This is a genomic window from Bacillus cereus group sp. MYBK15-3 (assembly GCF_051916765.1).
Classification (GTDB): Bacteria; Bacillota; Bacilli; order Bacillales; family Bacillaceae_G; genus Bacillus_A; species Bacillus_A cereus.
Genome location: NZ_JBQAHG010000001.1, coordinates 562,979 through 580,589 on the forward strand (window position 1 = coordinate 562,979; position 17,611 = coordinate 580,589).

A 17,611-nucleotide genomic window follows, 5' to 3' on the forward strand; every position below is an offset into this window, starting at 1 on the left:
AGATGTGTTTTTTATTATTTATATATAATGTTTTATAAATTAAAATTACGCTACATTAAAAGATTTCTTTTTCATAACAAACTTTGCAAATAAGAAACGTACAAGCGGTCCCATAATAATTAATTGTAATGGATATGCCATTATGAAATTTTTAATAAAAATCGTAAAATAAATGGAAACAAATGAATCTCCTTGTAGTCCACCATGTAAATACATCATAGCCATACCGAAAAATGACATAAAGAACACCATTCCAATTACCATAGTTGTCGCCATTGCAACGATAATATTTATTTTTTTAGATTTATCAAATGGCAATATGAATACAATTTTTTTCGCACAAGGTCCAACGATACATATTTCAATTAATAGTGCAATAATAAAGCCAATTAATAGTTCTAATGCAATCTCTTTAATATAAATTGGTCCTCCTGTTTCATTCATTAGTAAATTGTAAAACGTCATTACGATAACCATCCCAAGGCACATCATCATGCCAAATTGGAGGTTTTCCTTTCTTGTTGTTGGCAAATTTCATCACCCTTTCTCTTTGAGTCTTTGTCATTATATCGACATTGGAAACCCCTTCGTAAGTGAACATTTTGTGAACAAATTTAAAACGTTTTCATTTTTTCCTTTCTACTCAAATTCTCACTTTTACTTATAGAGGTTATATATATCGCAATGTTGAATTACTAAATTTAACATTGCATTACACTATTACTAGGAGGATAACCATGAATGAAGCAGAATTTTACGCATATCACATCGTAACAAGGAAAAAAATGCATATCGGACAAATCATTCTTTTTAACAAAAATCAACACAATACTCTATATCACTTCTTTTTTGAAAGAGAACAATTAAATGCTAGTGGTGAAGATGGCATACAAATTTTAAATAAACACTATAAAAATAACGAATTACATATAAATAATGAAAATACTAAAGTAGTTATGAGTTATATGGATCAAACAATTAGAGCAGTTAGAGAAACAATTGTAGAAATGGTTAGACTACAAGAATTCCCTGAATACCCTTCCAGGTTATCTTGTTTATACGCTTCAAAAAGCTATGAAGATGCTTTAAAATGGAAAACATTATTTGATTCTTACAATCGAGAAGTTTTACAGATTGTTAAACTACGAGTGATCGGAAATTCTTTTGAAGGTGACGGGAATCTTTTACCGAAAGAAGATGGAATTCCTTTTTCTCAAAAAATCGAACAAGCTAGAGAGTATTGGAAAGGAAATATTAGAAATGATCTTCCTGAGCTACTGATTAATGGAGAAATTGAAGTGGTGGAAATTATTGATGACTTTTCCTCAATTCATATTTAATTTCTAACTAAATCATATAGGATGGAGATTACAATGAAGAAAAAAGTGTACTTCAATCATGATGGCGGCGTAGATGATTTAATTTCATTATTTTTATTACTTCAAATGGAAAACGTTGAACTTACCGGTGTATCTGTTATCCCAGCAGACTGTTATTTAGAACCCGCAATGTCTGCAAGTCGTAAAATTATTGATCGCTTCGGCAAAGGTAATATTGCAGTAGCCGCTTCAAACTCTCGTGGGCAAAACCCGTTTCCGAAAGACTGGCGGATGCATGCATTTTATGTAGATGCTTTACCAATTTTAAATGAGTCTGGAAAAGTTGTAACACCCGTGGTGGCAAAACCCGCGCATCATCATTTAATAGAAACGCTTCTACAAACGGAAGGAAAAACAACTTTATTATTTACTGGGCCCCTAACTGACCTTGCTCGTGCATTATATGAAGCTCCCATAATCGAAGATAAAATTGAACGCCTCGTTTGGATGGGTGGTACATTTCTTAAAGCTGGCAATGTACATGAACCAGAGCATGATGGAACAGCTGAGTGGAATTCGTTTTGGGACCCTGAAGCAGTGGCTCGTGTATGGGATGCAAAAATTAAAATCGACTTAGTGACACTAGAAAGTACAAACCAAGTTCCGTTAACTATAAACATACGTGAACAGTGGGCAAAAGAGCGAAAGTATATTGGTATGGATTTCCTTGGTCAATGCTATGCAATGGTCCCTCCTCTCGTTCACTTCTCAACGAACTCTACTTACTATTTATGGGATGTACTAACTACCGCTTTTGTCGGAAACACTAGCCTTGCAAAAACTGAAACGATTAATAGTATCGTTCATACATACGGACCAAGCCAAGGACGTACAGAAGAAACTACTGATGGACGACCTGTAAATGTCGTTTATGATGTAAAACATGATGTTTTCTTTGAATATATTACTGAATTAGCAAAGAAAGCTTCTACTAAAAACCTTAATAACACGAAAAAATTTATTAAGAATGATATACTTTAATTAATATAACATGAGGTGATAAGATGGATTATGAGTTACTAAAAGAACGAATAGAAATTATAACTTCTAGAATTAAATACATAGGTGGTGAAGTTCAAGAAGTTTGTATAGATGAACCATCTTCCCTTGAACAAATAATCCAAGTAGAAGAAAAACTGGGTATTAAACTACCAAATAGCTTCAAAAAAGTACTTTTAGAGTTCTCAGGAAATTTTAGCTTACGCTGGTTTTTACCTGACGATGTAGAGCTACCAAATGAATTTACTGATATTTTTTGCGGAACACCCCACTGGAGTTTAAAAAGTCTTTCTGAATTCGAAAAAGAACGTAAAGACTTGGTTGACGAGGTTTTTTCAAATCTAGATGATGAATATGATGTAGTTTGGCACAACAAATTAGCATTTTGTGAAGTGGGAAATGGAGATTATTTAGCATTTGATATGAAAGATGATATAGATGCTCCGATAATTTACCTAAGCCACGACGATGGAGAAGGACATGGGTATAAGATTGCGAATAATTTCATTGAATTCATTGAGAATTGGTCAAGAGTAGCTTTTGTAGGATGCGAAGATTGGCAGTGGTTACCTTTCACTACCAGTTTTGAAAGTGGTATAAATCCAGATGATGAACCAGCCAAAAAATTTAGAAATTGCTTGGAACTTAATATTTAAAAGAGTATTGAATTAAATTTCAATACTCTTTTTGTGCAATTTAATTATATTTGATTAATGTAGTGTCTTACAGATTATTCATTTCATAACCATTGACAAAATACGTTATTGTTTCTAACTCATCTGCATTTAATTCTCTATCTAGCTCTTGTTTGTACGCTGCCTTTATCTTCTCTTCATCGCCCTTATGAGCTTCTGTATAAGTTCCTACTGCTTTTAACATGCGAATCTCTTGTAAAAACTCCTCTCGATTTATCGCTTCCCCATGAGAAAGAATATATGTCTCAGCATCAAATTTCTCTAATTCATCTATCAATTTAAACGTTCTTTTCGTCGTATAGTTCCACTTTGAAGAAAAAATATCTGCATATATACAATCTCCTACAAACAATATCTTTTCTTCTTTTATGTACATAACAACTGAATCATGCGCATGATCTCCGCCCACATGTTTTAACACGCATGTCACTTCACCAAGGTCTAATTCCATTTGATCCTGGAACGTTAAGGTTGGAGGAATAATGTTAATATTTCTCGCTTTTTCTTCAAACTCTTTCTTGATACAATCCGCACAAAATGCAATTTCAGTACCCTCTTTTACGCGTGCGTCCAACGCTTCATCTGTCCATTCATAAGATACTATTGCCTGCATTTCTTTTTTCGTTTCAGCGTGCGAAATAGTTAATGTATTCTGTAATACAGATAATCCAAAAATATGATCCCAATGCCAATGCGTTAATGCTACAAAATCAGGATTCGATATATTTTGTTCTTTTAACATTTCTAAAAATAATTGTGCATGTTCTTCTGAATTTCCTGCATCAATCATTAACGTTTTTTCTTGTCCAACGACCATTCCTAATATAGGCCTATCTGTTTCAGAAACAGGTGTCATATACCAAAATGAGTTTCCTATTTTTTTAATTTGTTGCATAACCAATTCCCCTTTTCATTTTCTCACTTAAAATTAATATATAAATTATAACGAATCACTACTTTTTTCTCTATAATCAAACACAATTACTTGGACTAATCTAACTTTCCTTTTCGTAAGCTAAAAATAAGGGAATAAAATCGGAGTGTGATACTATGGAACGTTTATGGATTCCAATGATTGTAACATTTTTTTCGTTCGGTGGATTACTATTAGGAGGTGCTGTTGGAGTAGCAACACGCCAACTCATTGAAGAAAAGATGCATCGTTTATACGCATTATGTGGTGGTATTTTACTTGGGCTTTTATCCCTTGAAATTATTCCTGAAACATTTTCAAGCTACGAAATGGTTGGGCCTATACTTGGTATAGCTATCGGTATTTTAGTTATGAGCTTATTAGATAACTATTGTCACCATCCAATGATACATAAAAAAGATCAACAAGCATGGCAAACCTTCCTTTTTCTCTCTTTCGCTATATTTATTCATAATATACCGAGTGGATTTGCGTTAGGTACAGCTTTTATAAATCATAATGACTCTGCCATTCCCTTTTTAATAGCAATTGTCGTTCACCATATTCCAGAAGGATTAGCTTTAATTATTCCATTTCTTTTTACAAAACATAAATATATTTCCTTTTTATTAACGACTTTATTACTTTCTCTTATTCTCGGTACTGGCACAGTTTTTGGCATTTTGATGGAAGGAAAAGCTCTTCACCTGCAAGGCCTCATTATGGGAAGTGCTATCGGTTCACTTGGATATGTCACAATTCATGAAATGCTTTGGAAAGCTAAGAAACAGCTCTCTTTCCTTACATTTCTAATGTGGGCAACTAGTGGTTTTTTACTAATAACAGTGTTCACTTTATTCGCTGGTCATCATTAAAGTTGCTAAAGTGAAACTTTTGTTCCTCCCACACTGATTCTTGGATTACAAATAACTAGATAAATTTCTTACTTGTATATTTTTCCTTTTTATTCAAAACATAATGTTATCTACCTATTATAAGGAGGAACAATTATGTTTGGGAAAACAGCAGGTGAAGCATTAGTTGATTTATTAATTGATTGGGGAGTAGAGCACATATACGGTATGCCTGGAGATTCCATTAATTCTATCATTGAAGCTTTAAGAAAAAAACAAGATAAAATTAAATTCATTCAAGTTCGCCATGAAGAAGCTGGTGCATTAGCAGCGGCTGCCTATGCAAAATTAACAGGAAAACTTGGCGTTTGTATGGCAATTGCAGGGCCTGGTGCTATTCATTTATTAAATGGTTTATATGATGCGAAACTCGATAAAGCCCCTGTTCTAGCAATTTCAGGTCAAGTAGAAACCGATTTACTTGGAACGGACTTTTTCCAAGAAGTAAATTTAGAAAGAATGTTTGATGATGTTGCGGTTTATAACCAGCGTATTATGTCAGCAGAGCAACTACCTGCCGTAGTGAATCAAGCAATTCGAATGGCTTATACGAAAAAAGGTGTATCCGTTCTTACTATTCCAGATGATGTCCCGAAATTTGAAGTGAAAAATGGTGCCCGTGTTACAAACACTTCTTTTACTTTGCCTGAATTATTTCCACAAAAAGAAGATTTAGATGCAGCGAAACTCGCAATAAATGAAGCGAAAAAGCCTGTGATTTTAGCTGGAAAAGGAACAAAACATGCGAGAGAATCTTTACTTGCATTAGCAGAACATATTGGTGCTCCAATCGTACTTACATTACCTGCTAAAGGAATTATTCCTGATGAACACCCTCTTTGTATTGGTGGATTAGGATTAATTGGAACGAAACCTTCTTATGAAGCAATGAAGCATGCAGATACTTTAATTATGGTCGGTACTTCTTATCCGTTCACCGGCTTCTTACCTGAAAAAGCAAAAACAATTCATATCGATACAGATCCTGCCCAAATCGGGAAACGTTATGCGACAGATATTGGTTTAGCTGGTGATGCTGATAAAACATTACGATGGTTAATTGAAAATGTTGAAGAACACACAGACCATTCCTTCTTAGAACAGCACCAAGAAATGATGAAAAAGTGGGAAGATAAATTACATGATCAAGAAGAAGACTCTTCCATTCCAATTAAACCACAACGTGTTATGCATGCTCTGCAGCAAGTAGCACATGATGACGCAATTCTATCAGTCGATGTTGGAAATGTAACAGTATGGACCGCAAGACACTTCCGTATGACAAACCAACAATTTATCATTTCTAGCTGGCTCGCAACACTTGGCTGCGGTTTACCTGGTGCACTTGCTGGAAAAATTGCTTTCCCGGATAAACAAGTATTTGCAGTTTGTGGTGATGGTGGATTTGGAATGACGATGAATGACTTCGTAACAGCTGTAAAATATAAATTACCAATCGTTGTCGTCGTATTAAACAATAATAAAATTGCGATGATTAAATTCGAGCAAGAAGTCATGGGTAATATCGAATTCGAAACAGACTTAACGAACCCAGATTTCGCAAAATATGCAGAGGCGTGTGGAGGTATTGGATACCGTGTTGAGAATTTAGATGAGCTCCTTCCCGCTTTCGAAAATGCAGTAAAACAAAATAAACCGTGTATTATTGATGTAGTTGTAGATGCTAACGAAGCACCAATGCCAGCAAAAATCACATTTGGTCAAGCCGCTGGTTATACGAAGCATATGATAAAAGAATTATTTGAAGAAGGTAAGATTGATTTACCTCCACTTTAAACGAAAAAAGATAGCTGAAAACAATTTGTCTTCAGCTATCTTTTTTTATTTTTGTATCTCTTTATAAAAAGAAAAGTCATTCATAGTTGGTTGTACTTGTTTCTCTACTTGTAATTCTTTACTTTCCCTCTCTAGCTTTCTCACATTTCCTAACTTAATCGCATCTTGCATGCTATTACTAATTAGATTTCCAGCTAAAATTGTCATACTATAAAAAGCAATCGGTATAAGTACAATCCATGTATGAGTAGTTAAATGACGGAAGTTTTGACCAATTAGGCCGGTCCATTCTTTTGTTACACTATCTGCCTCTGTACCAAAGATAATTGTTCCACCAAAAAATAACTCTAACAAGCCAAGATGCAAGAGAAGTAATAAAGTACTCACAAATTGTTGAGCAACAAGTAAAAAAAATGATGGTAATACGTGTGGCCATACGTGATTTTTCACTCTATGCCATTTACTGCCCCCAAGCACAGTTGCTGCCATCATAAATTCTTCTCTTTTTATCCGACGGACTTCCTGCGCTGTATATAACATAATTGTTGGTACCGCTAAACATGTAAGGATAACCATTTGAAATATTAGCCTTAAATGAAACGGCTCTGGTACTGTCCCATTTTCAAACACTAAAACTTCCTTTAACACAAAAAAAGAAATCATAACCATAGGTACAATGCTGAACGGATCAAAAAAAGATGCTATAACTGGAAAAGAACGTTTGCTATACATACCAAGAAGCAAACCAATACCTCCTCCAACTATAACTCGTAGAATCGCTATAATTACGCTCGCACCAACTGTCCATTTCGCTCCTTCTATTATTAGCTGGAAAAGATCGCGTCCTTTCTCATCACTACCGAACCAAAATTTATTCGACGGTGAAAATGGAGCAGCCTCTAGTTCTCCTTTTTCGTTATACATCATCGTAAGTTCACGGATATTCCCATCGAAAAATAAAGTATTTCCAATACTAACAATCATAAGTACGCTTAAAAAAGTAACACCAAACCAAAATCTCACATCTCTTTTTACAACTTGCCACATGCTAAACACGCTCCTTTATTACATTTTGTAAAAACGTATGTAATAAACGAAATAGTATAAAAAGCGGTACGTATAATATAATTAAACTTACTGTAAATATTTCTAATTTCGAATTTTCTTTTACAAAAACAAACATACCGTACGTATTAAATATCCATTCAATAATATATAAATTTGATAACATAAATAAAATATTTGTTTTTGCATAATAGATTGTTGTTAACAAAACATTTCTTGAAATATGATTTGTTAAAATATGTCGTAAACTAAGCCCTTTACTTTTAGCAAATATACTATAATCTTTCTCTAATTCTTCTCTGAAACGTAATAGTAGTAGCTTAATAAATAATAGTGTTGTAGGCAAAGTTAGACATATTATTGGCAATAGGCGAGCCCTTTCCTCCCCAATCCCCGCTAGTTTTACTGGCATAAAGCCTGTCTTTTGAAAGATTATTACGACTAGAAGTTGCGATAATAAAATTATTAAAATATCTGGGATGCTTTCAAGTACAACAAAAATCCCATTCCACATTCGTTGCTTTGATTGAGACCGTTGTAATACCCACACAACGAGAACATACGCAATAAGTAATGACAGTAAAAATGCCGAAATAAATACAAACATTGTCTCTAAATAATGAATCCATATTTGCGGAAATAATTTCCTCGAATCTCGAAATCCATATGTAATTTCCCAAGGTTGGAGTAACTTTCCTCCAATAAACACAATCGTGTTCCAAAAACCAATTAAATCAATTTGTAATCCCTTAAATAATCGAGGGAGCGCACCTAAACAGATTATACATAGAATTGCAGCGAATAATTGTAAACAAGTAATCCCACACCACTTAGCAGTTCGCATCAACATAACTATTACCCCTTTAAAAAAGAATATTCAGAAAAAATCAAACCTCTTCAACCATACCTTGAATTCGCTTTTTCCCACTTAGTAAAATAGCTTGGAATAAACACGTAACAAAAAATAATCAACCAAACACGATAAATCCCAAAAGTCCAGTACACCATCGTTGCAATTCCTACACCAAACAAAGCATACAAACTATTTACCATTTGATTAATACCTGCTGCTGCACCGTATTGGTCTGATTCAACTACTCCCTGTATCATCGATTGTTCTAATGGAGAGAAAAATTGTATACATGCATTTTCCAAAAATAAAAATATAAAGACAAGTATAATCATCCCGTAATAAAGCGAAATTAGGATTCCAATATTACAGAGCGAACAACATATGTTACTTACTGTACATATACGTTGTCTATCAAAACGATACACTACTGTCCCTACTAATAGAAAAAAGATTCATGCAGGTAATGCAATCATAATTTGTGTCATCGTTGCGTAAACTGGTTGTTTTCCGTATTAATCTAGCAAATAAAATATTAAAAAAATTCCAGCAATCATAGAACCGAGTCGCTCTAAAATATTTGCTAGAAAAAACGTGCATACACTTTGTTGCGAAATAACTGTAGCATTTCTTTCATACTTCGTATCCTTTCTCTCGACAAAATAGTATTATTTTAGTAATTTCTTGGAAGTTACATTATATTTTTCGACCATTATCCAATCTTTTCCTTCTTTATAAAAAACATAAAAAAGAGCCCTTATTCTCAACACAAGGACTCTTTTCATAAACTATTTAGCTACTTCTTCTTTCGGCATTACCATACCTTTATAAAGTTGAACAGTTATCCAGTAATACATGAAATAAATGACTAAGAAGATTCCTATTGGCACCCACACTTTCACAAACGGGTCAACTAATATAAAGCTGAATAAGTTAAGCCCAACTAAAACGTGAGAAATGCCAATGATCGCTGGGAAGATAAATAAATATGAAATTTCTTTATATATACTTTTCGTTAACATACTACGTCTCACACCAATTTTTCGTAACATTTCATAACGGCGTACGTCGCGAGAAGCACCTGTTAATATTTTGAACATAAGGGAACTTGCCATCATTGCTAAAAAGGCAATTCCGAGGAAAAATCCCATAAACATCGTTCCGCTCATGAAGCTGTTCATAAACTGATAAATTGTCATTTTCGTAAATAAGTCTACCTTTTCACCTGTTGCTTTTTCAATTTGTGCTTTTTGTCTCTTATCTATTTCGATCAATAACGGTTTATATTTTTTCATATCATCTACTTTTGCTAATGTTACAGTATGTTCTGTTCCTTGAATCCCTTTATAATGCTCTTCGTCTGCAATTCTTACTGGTTTTCCGCTAAATTGATTATGCGTAATTTGTATCTCTCTTACAACTGCGTCTTCCCAATCCTTTGGCATATGAGGGAATTTTGCTAATTCAGGAGCCTCTAAAGCTGAATATACAGGTTCAGTTAAAGGTTCAGTCACACGTTTGCGAACAGGCTCTTTTAAAGTTTTTGTATCAAAATGGTCTGAAACAAGTGGCGGTTTCGCAGTTAAGTCGTTACGTAAATAATAAACCGCTTCTCCATCTACTTTATATTTGTACTTGCTTTCTTCAACAATTTCCATTTCTTTTAAGGCAGCTTTGTCTTGATCATTCGGATCATGAATTACAACATCATATACACGAGAAAAGTCTGTCATAATACCTACATTTTTTTGGAACGCCATACCTGCCGTCATCGCACCTGCGCCTAATGCAATTAACATTGCTACAGTACCTAATACTCTCGATAAACTATTTACTCGAAAGCGTAGCTGTGCATATGTAAAACTATTTAGACCAGTTTCATTTCGTTTTTTATTCCCCTTAATTTTCATCACAAAAAATGGAAGTAATGAACTAAAGATAAAATATGTTCCAAGTGTTGTAACGATGGTTGCTATAATAAAACCTAATTCAGCATATATTTTTACATTGATCATAAAATAGTACCCTGTACTTACTAGTAATACACCAAGTACTGTCATTATTATAATGCGAGTTTTACTTTTCTTCACTTCATCTAGTGTTTCATCTTCACGAATTAACTCTAATTCAGTTTTACGTAACAATCGGACACTGTTCATTAAGCCAGTAATGAAAAATAGTATTAAGAAGAAAATAGCTGTGACTAAAATTGCTGGTGTGTATACAGATGCATAACTACCTTTTGCTGAAATTTCCATTCCATTCATTAAAAAGTTTCCTGCTACACTTGCAAGTAACATCCCTACTAAAATACCGATAATAATACTGACAATCCCCATACCGAATGTTTCAATAAATAATAACTGTGCTACTTTTTTCTTTTTCGCACCAAGCATCATGTACATACCGAGTTCTTTTCTTCTTAACGTGAGTAAGAAAGAGTTGGCATATATAATATAAAATACAGTAATGAAAGATAATAGTATTGCACCTACCCAAAAGACGAGTCTAATACTACTAATTAGGCTATTATCTTTCGTAAATTCACTATTCATCGCCATCGTTTGGAACATGTAGAAAATACTAATACTAATAACGAGGCCAATAAGTAAAACCATATAATCTTTTAACATCTTTTTCATACTATGACGTGATAATTTAAATAACATAGTTTCGCCCCCTACTTAGACTCAGCAGCTGAGCCCATATGAGCGAGCACACCTAAAATGTCTTGATAGAAATTCTCTCGAGTACCTTGACGGTTTAATTCTTTATAAAGAAGACCATCTTGAATAAATAAAATACGCTCACAATAACTTGCACTAAATGCATCGTGTGTAACCATCAAAATACTTACATTATGATTTTCATGTAAATCTTGCATTGCTTCTAATAAACTTTTTGCGTTTTTACTATCAAGCGCACCTGTCGGTTCATCTGCTAATACAATTGCTGGATTATGTACTAAAGCTCTTGCCGCCGCTGTTCTTTGCTTTTGTCCTCCAGAAACAGCCGTCGGATATTTTGTTAAAATTTCGGTGATGCCTAATTTCTTCGCAACGTCATTTACCTTTCCAGTAATCTCACTTGACGGTACGCCTTGCAAAGAAAGTGGTAAAGCGATATTTTCATAAATTGATAAGTTTTCTAGAAGATTAAAATCTTGAAAAATGAAACCTAATTTTTGAGAGCGAAAATCAGATAACGCATTGCCCTTCATAGAAGTAATATTTGTACCAGCTATTGTCACACTACCACCTGTCGCTTGGTCAAGTGTACTTATCACATTAAGTAAAGTCGTTTTTCCAGAACCAGAAGGTCCCATGATCCCGACAAATTCTCCTTCTTTAATACTTAACGATACACCCCTTAATGCTTTTGACTGATTCTCATTTCTTTTCCCATACGTTTTTTCTACACTTTCTACAGTAACTACATTTGTTGACATCTCTTTCACTCCATCCCTTTTGTATAAAATTAATTTCTCACATATTTCTTATTATTTTGTCATGTGAATTCTTAAGAATTTTTTAATTATTCATTCAAGAAGAGTTACACCTGTAACATGAACCTTTTTCCTACTTCATATTCTCATTTTTCTACAACTCGTTCCCTCGATTTCGCTTACATTTACCTTACATTTTTGTAAGATAAAAAAGAAAACACACTAATTGCTAATAGTGTGTTTTCTTTACAATCAATATTTTCTATTCTTTATTTCCTCTTCAATAGTTGCCACAAATACGTCTAGCGCAATAACTTCCGACTTCTCTTCCCCATATTTACGTACATTTACAGCTCCGTTCTCCAGTTCCTTATCCCCAATAACAAGAATATAAGGAACTTTTTGCATTTGTGCTTCTCTTATTTTATATCCTAATTTTTCATCTCGCACATCTCGTTCGACACGAACACCAGCTTGTGCTAATTTATCCGCAACCTCATCTGCGTATTGTACATGAACTGCATTCGAAACTGGAATGACTTTCACCTGAACTGGTGCCACCCATGCCGGGAATGCACCTCCAAAGTGCTCAATTAATATTGCTAAGAAGCGATCTAATGACCCTAAAACTGCCCTGTGAATAACAACTGGTCTTTTCTTTTCATTATTTTCATCTATATAATTTAAATCAAATTTCTCTGGCATTTGGAAATCAAGCTGGATTGTTCCGCACTGGTGGCTTCTATTTAAAGCATCTTTAATATGAAAATCAATTTTCGGCCCGTAAAATGCACCGTCACCTTCATTTAGTCTATATTTATAATTTAGCGATTGTAATACATTTTCTAATGCCGCTTCTGCTTGCTCCCATAATTTATCATCACCCATTGAATCTTCTGGACGAGTAGAAAGCTCTACTTCATATTCGAATCCAAAAGTTTTATATACGTAATCAATTTGCGCCATTACTGATTTAATTTCATCTTCAATTTGTTTTGGAGTTACAAATAAATGTGCATCATCTTGGCAGAAAGTACGTACTCTTAATAATCCGTTTAACGCACCACTAAATTCATGACGATGTACTTGACCAAATTCACACATACGAATCGGTAATTCACGATAAGAATGCAATTTATTTTTAAACATAAGCATGTGCCCTGGGCAGTTCATCGGTTTTAATGCAAAACTTTTATTATCTACTTCAGAGAAATACATATTATCTTTATAATGTCCCCAGTGCCCTGATCTCTCCCATACTTCTTGGTTCATCATGAACGGAGTGCGTACTTCTTGATACTTATACTCTTTTTGAATTTCTCTTAAAAATGCTTCCAATTCGTTACGAATCATTTGTCCTTTCGGTAAATAAAACGGCATTCCCGGAGCCTCTTCAGAAAACATAAATAACTCAAGCTCACTGCCTAACTTACGATGATTTCTTTTTGCTGCTTCTTCAACGAAATGTAAATACTCTTCTAATTCTTTTTGAGAAGAGAATGCAACACCATATATGCGCTGAAGCACTTGGTTATTACTATCACCTCGCCAATATGCACCGGAAACGTGAGTTAATTGAAATGCTTTCAAATAACCTGTAGATGGTAAATGTGGTCCTCTACATAAATCTACAAATTCACCTTGTTTATATAGTGTTACACTTTCCCCACTAGGAATTGCTTCTAAAAGTTCTAATTTCAAGCGGTCGTTCATTTCTTGAAACAGTTTAGCTGCTTCTTCTCGAGAAACCTCAACTCGTTCTATCTTTATATTTTCATTTATGATCTTTTTCATTTCTTTTTCGATTTTTCGTAAATCTTCTATGTTTACACTACTTGGAAGATCCATATCATAATAAAATCCATTTTCAATAACAGGCCCTACTCCAAGATTTATATGACCATACAATCTTTTTACAGCTTGCGCTAAAATATGTGCCGCGGAGTGTCTTGCAATTTCTACCCCTTTATTTGAATCTATAGTAATGATTTCCACTTCCGCATTTTCTTCAATATTTCGGCGTAAATCATATAATCCATCATTTACTTTCCCCGCAACTGCTTTCTTTTTCAAACTACTGCTAATGGATCCAGCAATTTCTTCTAAAGTAACTCCATTTACAAATTCTTTAACGCTACCATCTGGAAATTTAATTTCAATCATTTGTTCTTTCATTTTTCATCTCTCCATTTCATAATAAAAAGCACACTCATCCCTAAAATAGGGACGAGCGTGCTTTTACCCGTGGTTCCACCCAGATTCCCATTGTAAACAAACAATGGCTTCTTTTACGGTAACGTCGTTTATACGGCACTAGATACTTAATTTCCCTAGTGCAGCTCTAAGGTGGTAAGTTATTTTTCTGCGTTAGGAAGTTCTCAGCTTTCCTTCCTTCTCTGTATAACCGGGTAAAATAACTCGTGTCCTTTTCTTCGCTTATTATGAAATTGAATGCAAAAAAGCATATTCATCCCTAAATATAGGGACGAATATGCTTATATCCGTGGTTCCACCCAGATTCCCATCACAAAAAAACATAATGGCTTCTTTTGCGATAACGTCGCATACACGGCACTAGATACTTAATTTCCCTAGTGCAGCTCTAAGGTGGTAAGTTATTTTTCTGCGTTAGGAAGTTCTCAGCTTTCCTTCCTTCTCTGTATAACCGGGTAAAATAACTCGTGTCCTTTTCTTTGCTTTTTGTAAAACATCCATTTATTGTTATTTAATATATCTTATTCATTTTATTTTTGCAAGTGTTTAAAAAAATTATTTATTTAATTTAAAAAAGCGAAACCAAATTTTTTTGGTTTCACTTCACAATTTTACCAATCTTGTGGTTCGTAATTTAAGTCTGCAAATAGACGTCTTTTCTCCTTCTTCGTTAAATCTCTCCACTGCCCAACTGGTAAATTATTCAATTCAATATTCATAATTCTCGTACGTTTTAACGTGTATACTTGATAACCTAAAGCTTCACACATACGGCGAATTTGGCGATTTAGCCCTTGTGTTAAAATAATTTGGAACTCATATTTTGATAACTGTGTAATCTCACAAGGAAGCGTTTTTGTTCCTAAAATTTTAACACCCGCTGCCATTTTCTCTAAGAAATCAGGTGTAATTGGCTTATCTACTGAAACGATATATTCTTTCTCATGTTTGTTTTCAGCACGTAAAATCTCATTAACAATATCGCCATCATTCGTTAACAAAATTAAACCGTCAGAGTCTTTATCAAGACGTCCAATGTGGCTAATTCGTAAAGGATGATTCACTAAATCAATAATATTACCTTTTACTGATTTTTCACTCGTACATGTAATACCTACTGGTTTATTTAAAGCGATATATACGTGATCTCGAGCAATTCGAAGCTGCTCTCCATTTACTCGTACATCATCACCTGGGTTCACTTGGTCACCAATTTTTGCAACCTTACCGTTAATAATTACTCTTCTCTCATTAATTAGTTTATCCGCTCCACGTCGAGACGCTTTTCCAGCTTCACTAATAAATTTATTGATACGCAAATTAGGCACATCCTTTTCTAAAAAAATTTCAAGCTCACACTGCTTCTACCGTACAATACAAAAGGGTAAGCCTCCTATTATAACTTAAATATATTAACATGAAAGGGTATATAACGTCTTCTATTAATTACTTGTTTATAAGAAAATCTCTTTATTATACATTCATTTATGCACTTTTTCAGCGTTTAATATACAAGCCATTCTTCCTTACATACAGCTTGTTTTCCTTTTATCTCTTCTATCTCTTCATGAATATTAGCTAATTTATATAAATCTGTGAAAATCTCTTCCACATAATGTTGGTGCGTCTTTTCATCTTTCCAATACGTTAACACTATGTAACGATTTTTATTTTTTAAAGACTTCCCAACTACTCCACCTAACATTCCTTTTGCTTTTTCCATTCCTTTATCCCAAATTGTTTCTTGCTTATGTAAAAAATGATTTTCCTTTTCCATCTTTACATCACATATAGCAACTCTTACGAATGATCCTTCTGTAACAACGTCTTTCAAATGCGTATCAGTTATATCATACAACGTTTGAAATAATTCAATTTCACATGAAAGAAACGTATCCTCTTGATTACTATTTAAATAAATTGTATCGTGAGCACCATTCATAAATGATTGATATGTACTTCTATCTTCCCATAAAGTAAATACACATGCCTCATCTTCATACCATCCACCAAATTGTCCATGAAAACCATCTAGGTGCCGTATATCACGCCATTTTCCTTGCGAATTTGAAAACAATTCCTTTTTCTCTTCTTCCACCTTACAGTAGATTGTTTTTAGTAACATTTTTAATTCCCCCTTATCTTACATTCCATTTCCCATCTGCAATACTTTCTACTTTTCTCCTAAACGAACATTATTTTTACTCTCTATTTCTTCAGCTCTTATATGTACTAAAGAGGGCCTTTTCATCTCGTATCCTTGTTCAACACGCATATTTATTTTTTCTGTTCCCACAAAAACGATACTTTAAAAGATAGGCTGTTAAATATCCATTTGAACTTCCTTTTGTCACATCTTCCGGGATCCCATAATAGTCTGCAAAATCACGAACATTTAGATCGTTCATTTATTTACATAACATAATTATATTCTTCTAGTTATCTATAGTATTCAAAAAAGCAGCCGCTCTTTCTATCAGCCATTCACCAAACGTACTTAAAAATAATAAAATTTCATTTATATCATTTATCGGTTCAATTACATATTGTAATGCCTTTCTCATATTTTTTTCTTGTTCGGGAAAATGCTTACTAAATAATTCATAGGCAGGATATAAGTCTCTGGAATAAAGTCCTTCTCTCTCAATTGTCAATGCTAGACCTGACCTGATTATTATCTTCATAATCCAACGACAACAATCAGCTATATCTTCCACGCCTTTATTATGTATTAACTCTTTGCGTGCTTGTCCAATTTGTTTTCCCAATTGAATAAGATGTTCATAGGCTAACTCCTGACTTACTTTATATTTAGGCAAAGACAATGTTACATCTTCACCAAATATACATACTCCATGTGTCTGTATCATGAAGCTTATAAAAGAAAAACTCTTGGAATTTATCACTTCTTTTTCACTGTAAAAACTCAATTCCACTCCTGTTATACAATTGAATTTTTGCAAAATTTTAATTTCTAGTTTCTTTCGCCAACTTAAGTCTATTAATTTAGGATCCTTTCGCACTAATATAATTACATCTATATCAGCAATACCTTTAATTCCAATCCCTCTTGGAATTGAGCCTCTTATATAAACACTGTGTAAATCATCCTGTAACAATTCACAACAAGTATTTTTTATTTCTTGTATTACCTCCATAAATATAGGTTGAACTTTTTCAATATGTGCATCATTTATAATATATCCTTCATCATCAGTAGAACAAAAACGACCTATCTTTTTTATACTTGGCAATTTGTCATCTCCATACTAAATATTATTTTATTCTATACACATAGTAATTATAATTTAAATAATTCAGAATTAAAAATCAAAAGATA

Annotated in this window: 15 protein-coding genes, 1 pseudogene and 2 other annotated features; of the genes and pseudogenes, 5 read left to right on the forward strand and 11 right to left on the reverse strand. The window is 33.7% G+C overall.

Annotation, left to right across the window (positions count from 1 at the left end; genetic code table 11):
• Positions 1 to 45 precede the first annotated feature (45 nt).
• Positions 46 to 531, reverse strand: coding sequence for a hypothetical protein (locus ACTFR8_RS02860; protein WP_009326921.1), 486 nt, complete (start codon positions 529 to 531; stop codon positions 46 to 48).
• A gap of 206 nt (positions 532 to 737) precedes the next feature.
• On the opposite strand from ACTFR8_RS02860, the gene ACTFR8_RS02865 reads away from it, so the two are divergent.
• The 3 genes from ACTFR8_RS02865 to ACTFR8_RS02875 are packed head-to-tail and all read left to right on the forward strand — an operon-like array spanning position 738 to position 3,034.
• A complete protein-coding gene (locus tag ACTFR8_RS02865) occupies positions 738 to 1,340 on the forward strand; it encodes a DUF2441 domain-containing protein (protein ID WP_001001044.1) in 603 nt (200 codons plus the stop codon).
• 21 nt (positions 1,341 to 1,361) lie between these two features.
• Entirely contained in the window at positions 1,362 to 2,360 is a 999-nt protein-coding gene (locus tag ACTFR8_RS02870) for a nucleoside hydrolase (protein WP_100635413.1), read from the forward strand.
• Between the two features lie 23 nt (positions 2,361 to 2,383).
• On the forward strand, positions 2,384 to 3,034 hold the full coding sequence (locus tag ACTFR8_RS02875) for an SMI1/KNR4 family protein (protein ID WP_252209960.1): 651 nt from the start codon (positions 2,384 to 2,386) through the stop codon (positions 3,032 to 3,034).
• A gap of 67 nt (positions 3,035 to 3,101) precedes the next feature.
• Here ACTFR8_RS02875 and ACTFR8_RS02880 read toward each other — a convergent pair whose 3' ends face one another.
• Positions 3,102 to 3,968, reverse strand: a complete 867-nt coding sequence (locus ACTFR8_RS02880) for an MBL fold metallo-hydrolase (protein WP_001184110.1) — start codon at positions 3,966 to 3,968, stop codon at positions 3,102 to 3,104.
• Between the two features lie 155 nt (positions 3,969 to 4,123).
• Between ACTFR8_RS02880 and ACTFR8_RS02885 the strand changes: the two genes are divergently transcribed.
• Together ACTFR8_RS02885 and ACTFR8_RS02890 are read left to right on the forward strand one after the other, a co-directional pair.
• A complete protein-coding gene (locus tag ACTFR8_RS02885; protein WP_000440632.1) occupies positions 4,124 to 4,861 on the forward strand; it encodes a ZIP family metal transporter in 738 nt (245 codons plus the stop codon).
• Positions 4,862 to 4,996: 135 nt separating this feature from the next.
• Positions 4,997 to 6,697: a pyruvate oxidase gene (locus tag ACTFR8_RS02890; protein ID WP_000467235.1), complete on the forward strand. Its 1,701-nt coding sequence runs from the start codon at positions 4,997 to 4,999 to the stop codon at positions 6,695 to 6,697.
• A 45-nt stretch (positions 6,698 to 6,742) separates the two neighbouring features.
• Here the strand turns inward: ACTFR8_RS02890 and ACTFR8_RS02895 are convergent, their stop codons facing one another.
• From ACTFR8_RS02895 to ACTFR8_RS02935, 9 genes and pseudogenes are all read right to left on the reverse strand, one after another.
• Positions 6,743 to 7,744 (reverse strand): ABC transporter permease subunit, encoded by a 1,002-nt coding sequence (locus tag ACTFR8_RS02895; protein ID WP_000267875.1) that lies wholly within the window; start codon positions 7,742 to 7,744, stop codon positions 6,743 to 6,745.
• 1 nt (position 7,745) lies between these two features.
• Positions 7,746 to 8,612: an ABC transporter permease subunit gene (locus tag ACTFR8_RS02900; protein ID WP_000929104.1), complete on the reverse strand. Its 867-nt coding sequence runs from the start codon at positions 8,610 to 8,612 to the stop codon at positions 7,746 to 7,748.
• 131 nt (positions 8,613 to 8,743) lie between these two features.
• A pseudogene (locus ACTFR8_RS02905) lies at positions 8,744 to 9,249 on the reverse strand (MFS transporter); the annotation flags it as partial.
• A gap of 151 nt (positions 9,250 to 9,400) precedes the next feature.
• Entirely contained in the window at positions 9,401 to 11,281 is a 1,881-nt protein-coding gene (locus tag ACTFR8_RS02910; RefSeq protein ID WP_000897859.1) for an FtsX-like permease family protein, read from the reverse strand.
• Between the two features lie 11 nt (positions 11,282 to 11,292).
• Complete coding sequence (locus tag ACTFR8_RS02915) at positions 11,293 to 12,060, reverse strand: ABC transporter ATP-binding protein (protein ID WP_000106426.1); 768 nt, start codon at positions 12,058 to 12,060, stop codon at positions 11,293 to 11,295.
• Between the two features lie 249 nt (positions 12,061 to 12,309).
• Positions 12,310 to 14,232 (reverse strand): threonine--tRNA ligase, encoded by a 1,923-nt coding sequence (gene thrS / locus ACTFR8_RS02920; RefSeq protein ID WP_252209958.1) that lies wholly within the window; start codon positions 14,230 to 14,232, stop codon positions 12,310 to 12,312.
• 44 nt (positions 14,233 to 14,276) lie between these two features.
• Positions 14,277 to 14,499 (reverse strand) — a binding site (T-box leader).
• A 36-nt stretch (positions 14,500 to 14,535) separates the two neighbouring features.
• Positions 14,536 to 14,760, reverse strand: a binding site (T-box leader).
• A 122-nt stretch (positions 14,761 to 14,882) separates the two neighbouring features.
• Positions 14,883 to 15,590, reverse strand: a complete 708-nt coding sequence (gene rluF / locus ACTFR8_RS02925; RefSeq protein WP_001222170.1) for a 23S rRNA pseudouridine(2604) synthase RluF — start codon at positions 15,588 to 15,590, stop codon at positions 14,883 to 14,885.
• 185 nt (positions 15,591 to 15,775) lie between these two features.
• Complete coding sequence (locus tag ACTFR8_RS02930) at positions 15,776 to 16,396, reverse strand: YdbC family protein (RefSeq protein ID WP_000925172.1); 621 nt, start codon at positions 16,394 to 16,396, stop codon at positions 15,776 to 15,778.
• A gap of 310 nt (positions 16,397 to 16,706) precedes the next feature.
• Positions 16,707 to 17,525: a hypothetical protein gene (locus tag ACTFR8_RS02935; protein WP_001139241.1), complete on the reverse strand. Its 819-nt coding sequence runs from the start codon at positions 17,523 to 17,525 to the stop codon at positions 16,707 to 16,709.
• Between the last annotated feature and the right edge of the window lie 86 nt (positions 17,526 to 17,611).

Bases quoted from the DNA above. Each gene is read 5' to 3' on its own strand.
- ACTFR8_RS02915 (WP_000106426.1), bottom strand. From the start codon at position 12,060: ATGTCAACAAATGTAGTTACTGTAGAAAGTGTAGAAAAAACGTATGGG.
- thrS (WP_252209958.1), bottom strand. From the start codon at position 14,232: ATGAAAGAACAAATGATTGAAATTAAATTTCCAGATGGTAGCGTTAAA.
- ACTFR8_RS02880 (WP_001184110.1), bottom strand. From the start codon at position 3,968: ATGCAACAAATTAAAAAAATAGGAAACTCATTTTGGTATATGACACCT.
- ACTFR8_RS02875 (WP_252209960.1), top strand. From the start codon at position 2,384: ATGGATTATGAGTTACTAAAAGAACGAATAGAAATTATAACTTCTAGA.
- ACTFR8_RS02895 (WP_000267875.1), bottom strand. From the start codon at position 7,744: ATGTGGCAAGTTGTAAAAAGAGATGTGAGATTTTGGTTTGGTGTTACT.
- ACTFR8_RS02930 (WP_000925172.1), bottom strand. From the start codon at position 16,396: ATGTTACTAAAAACAATCTACTGTAAGGTGGAAGAAGAGAAAAAGGAA.
- ACTFR8_RS02870 (WP_100635413.1), top strand. From the start codon at position 1,362: ATGGAGATTACAATGAAGAAAAAAGTGTACTTCAATCATGATGGCGGC.
- ACTFR8_RS02885 (WP_000440632.1), top strand. From the start codon at position 4,124: ATGGAACGTTTATGGATTCCAATGATTGTAACATTTTTTTCGTTCGGT.
- ACTFR8_RS02910 (WP_000897859.1), bottom strand. From the start codon at position 11,281: ATGTTATTTAAATTATCACGTCATAGTATGAAAAAGATGTTAAAAGAT.
- ACTFR8_RS02890 (WP_000467235.1), top strand. From the start codon at position 4,997: ATGTTTGGGAAAACAGCAGGTGAAGCATTAGTTGATTTATTAATTGAT.
- ACTFR8_RS02865 (WP_001001044.1), top strand. From the start codon at position 738: ATGAATGAAGCAGAATTTTACGCATATCACATCGTAACAAGGAAAAAA.
- ACTFR8_RS02900 (WP_000929104.1), bottom strand. From the start codon at position 8,612: ATGTTGATGCGAACTGCTAAGTGGTGTGGGATTACTTGTTTACAATTA.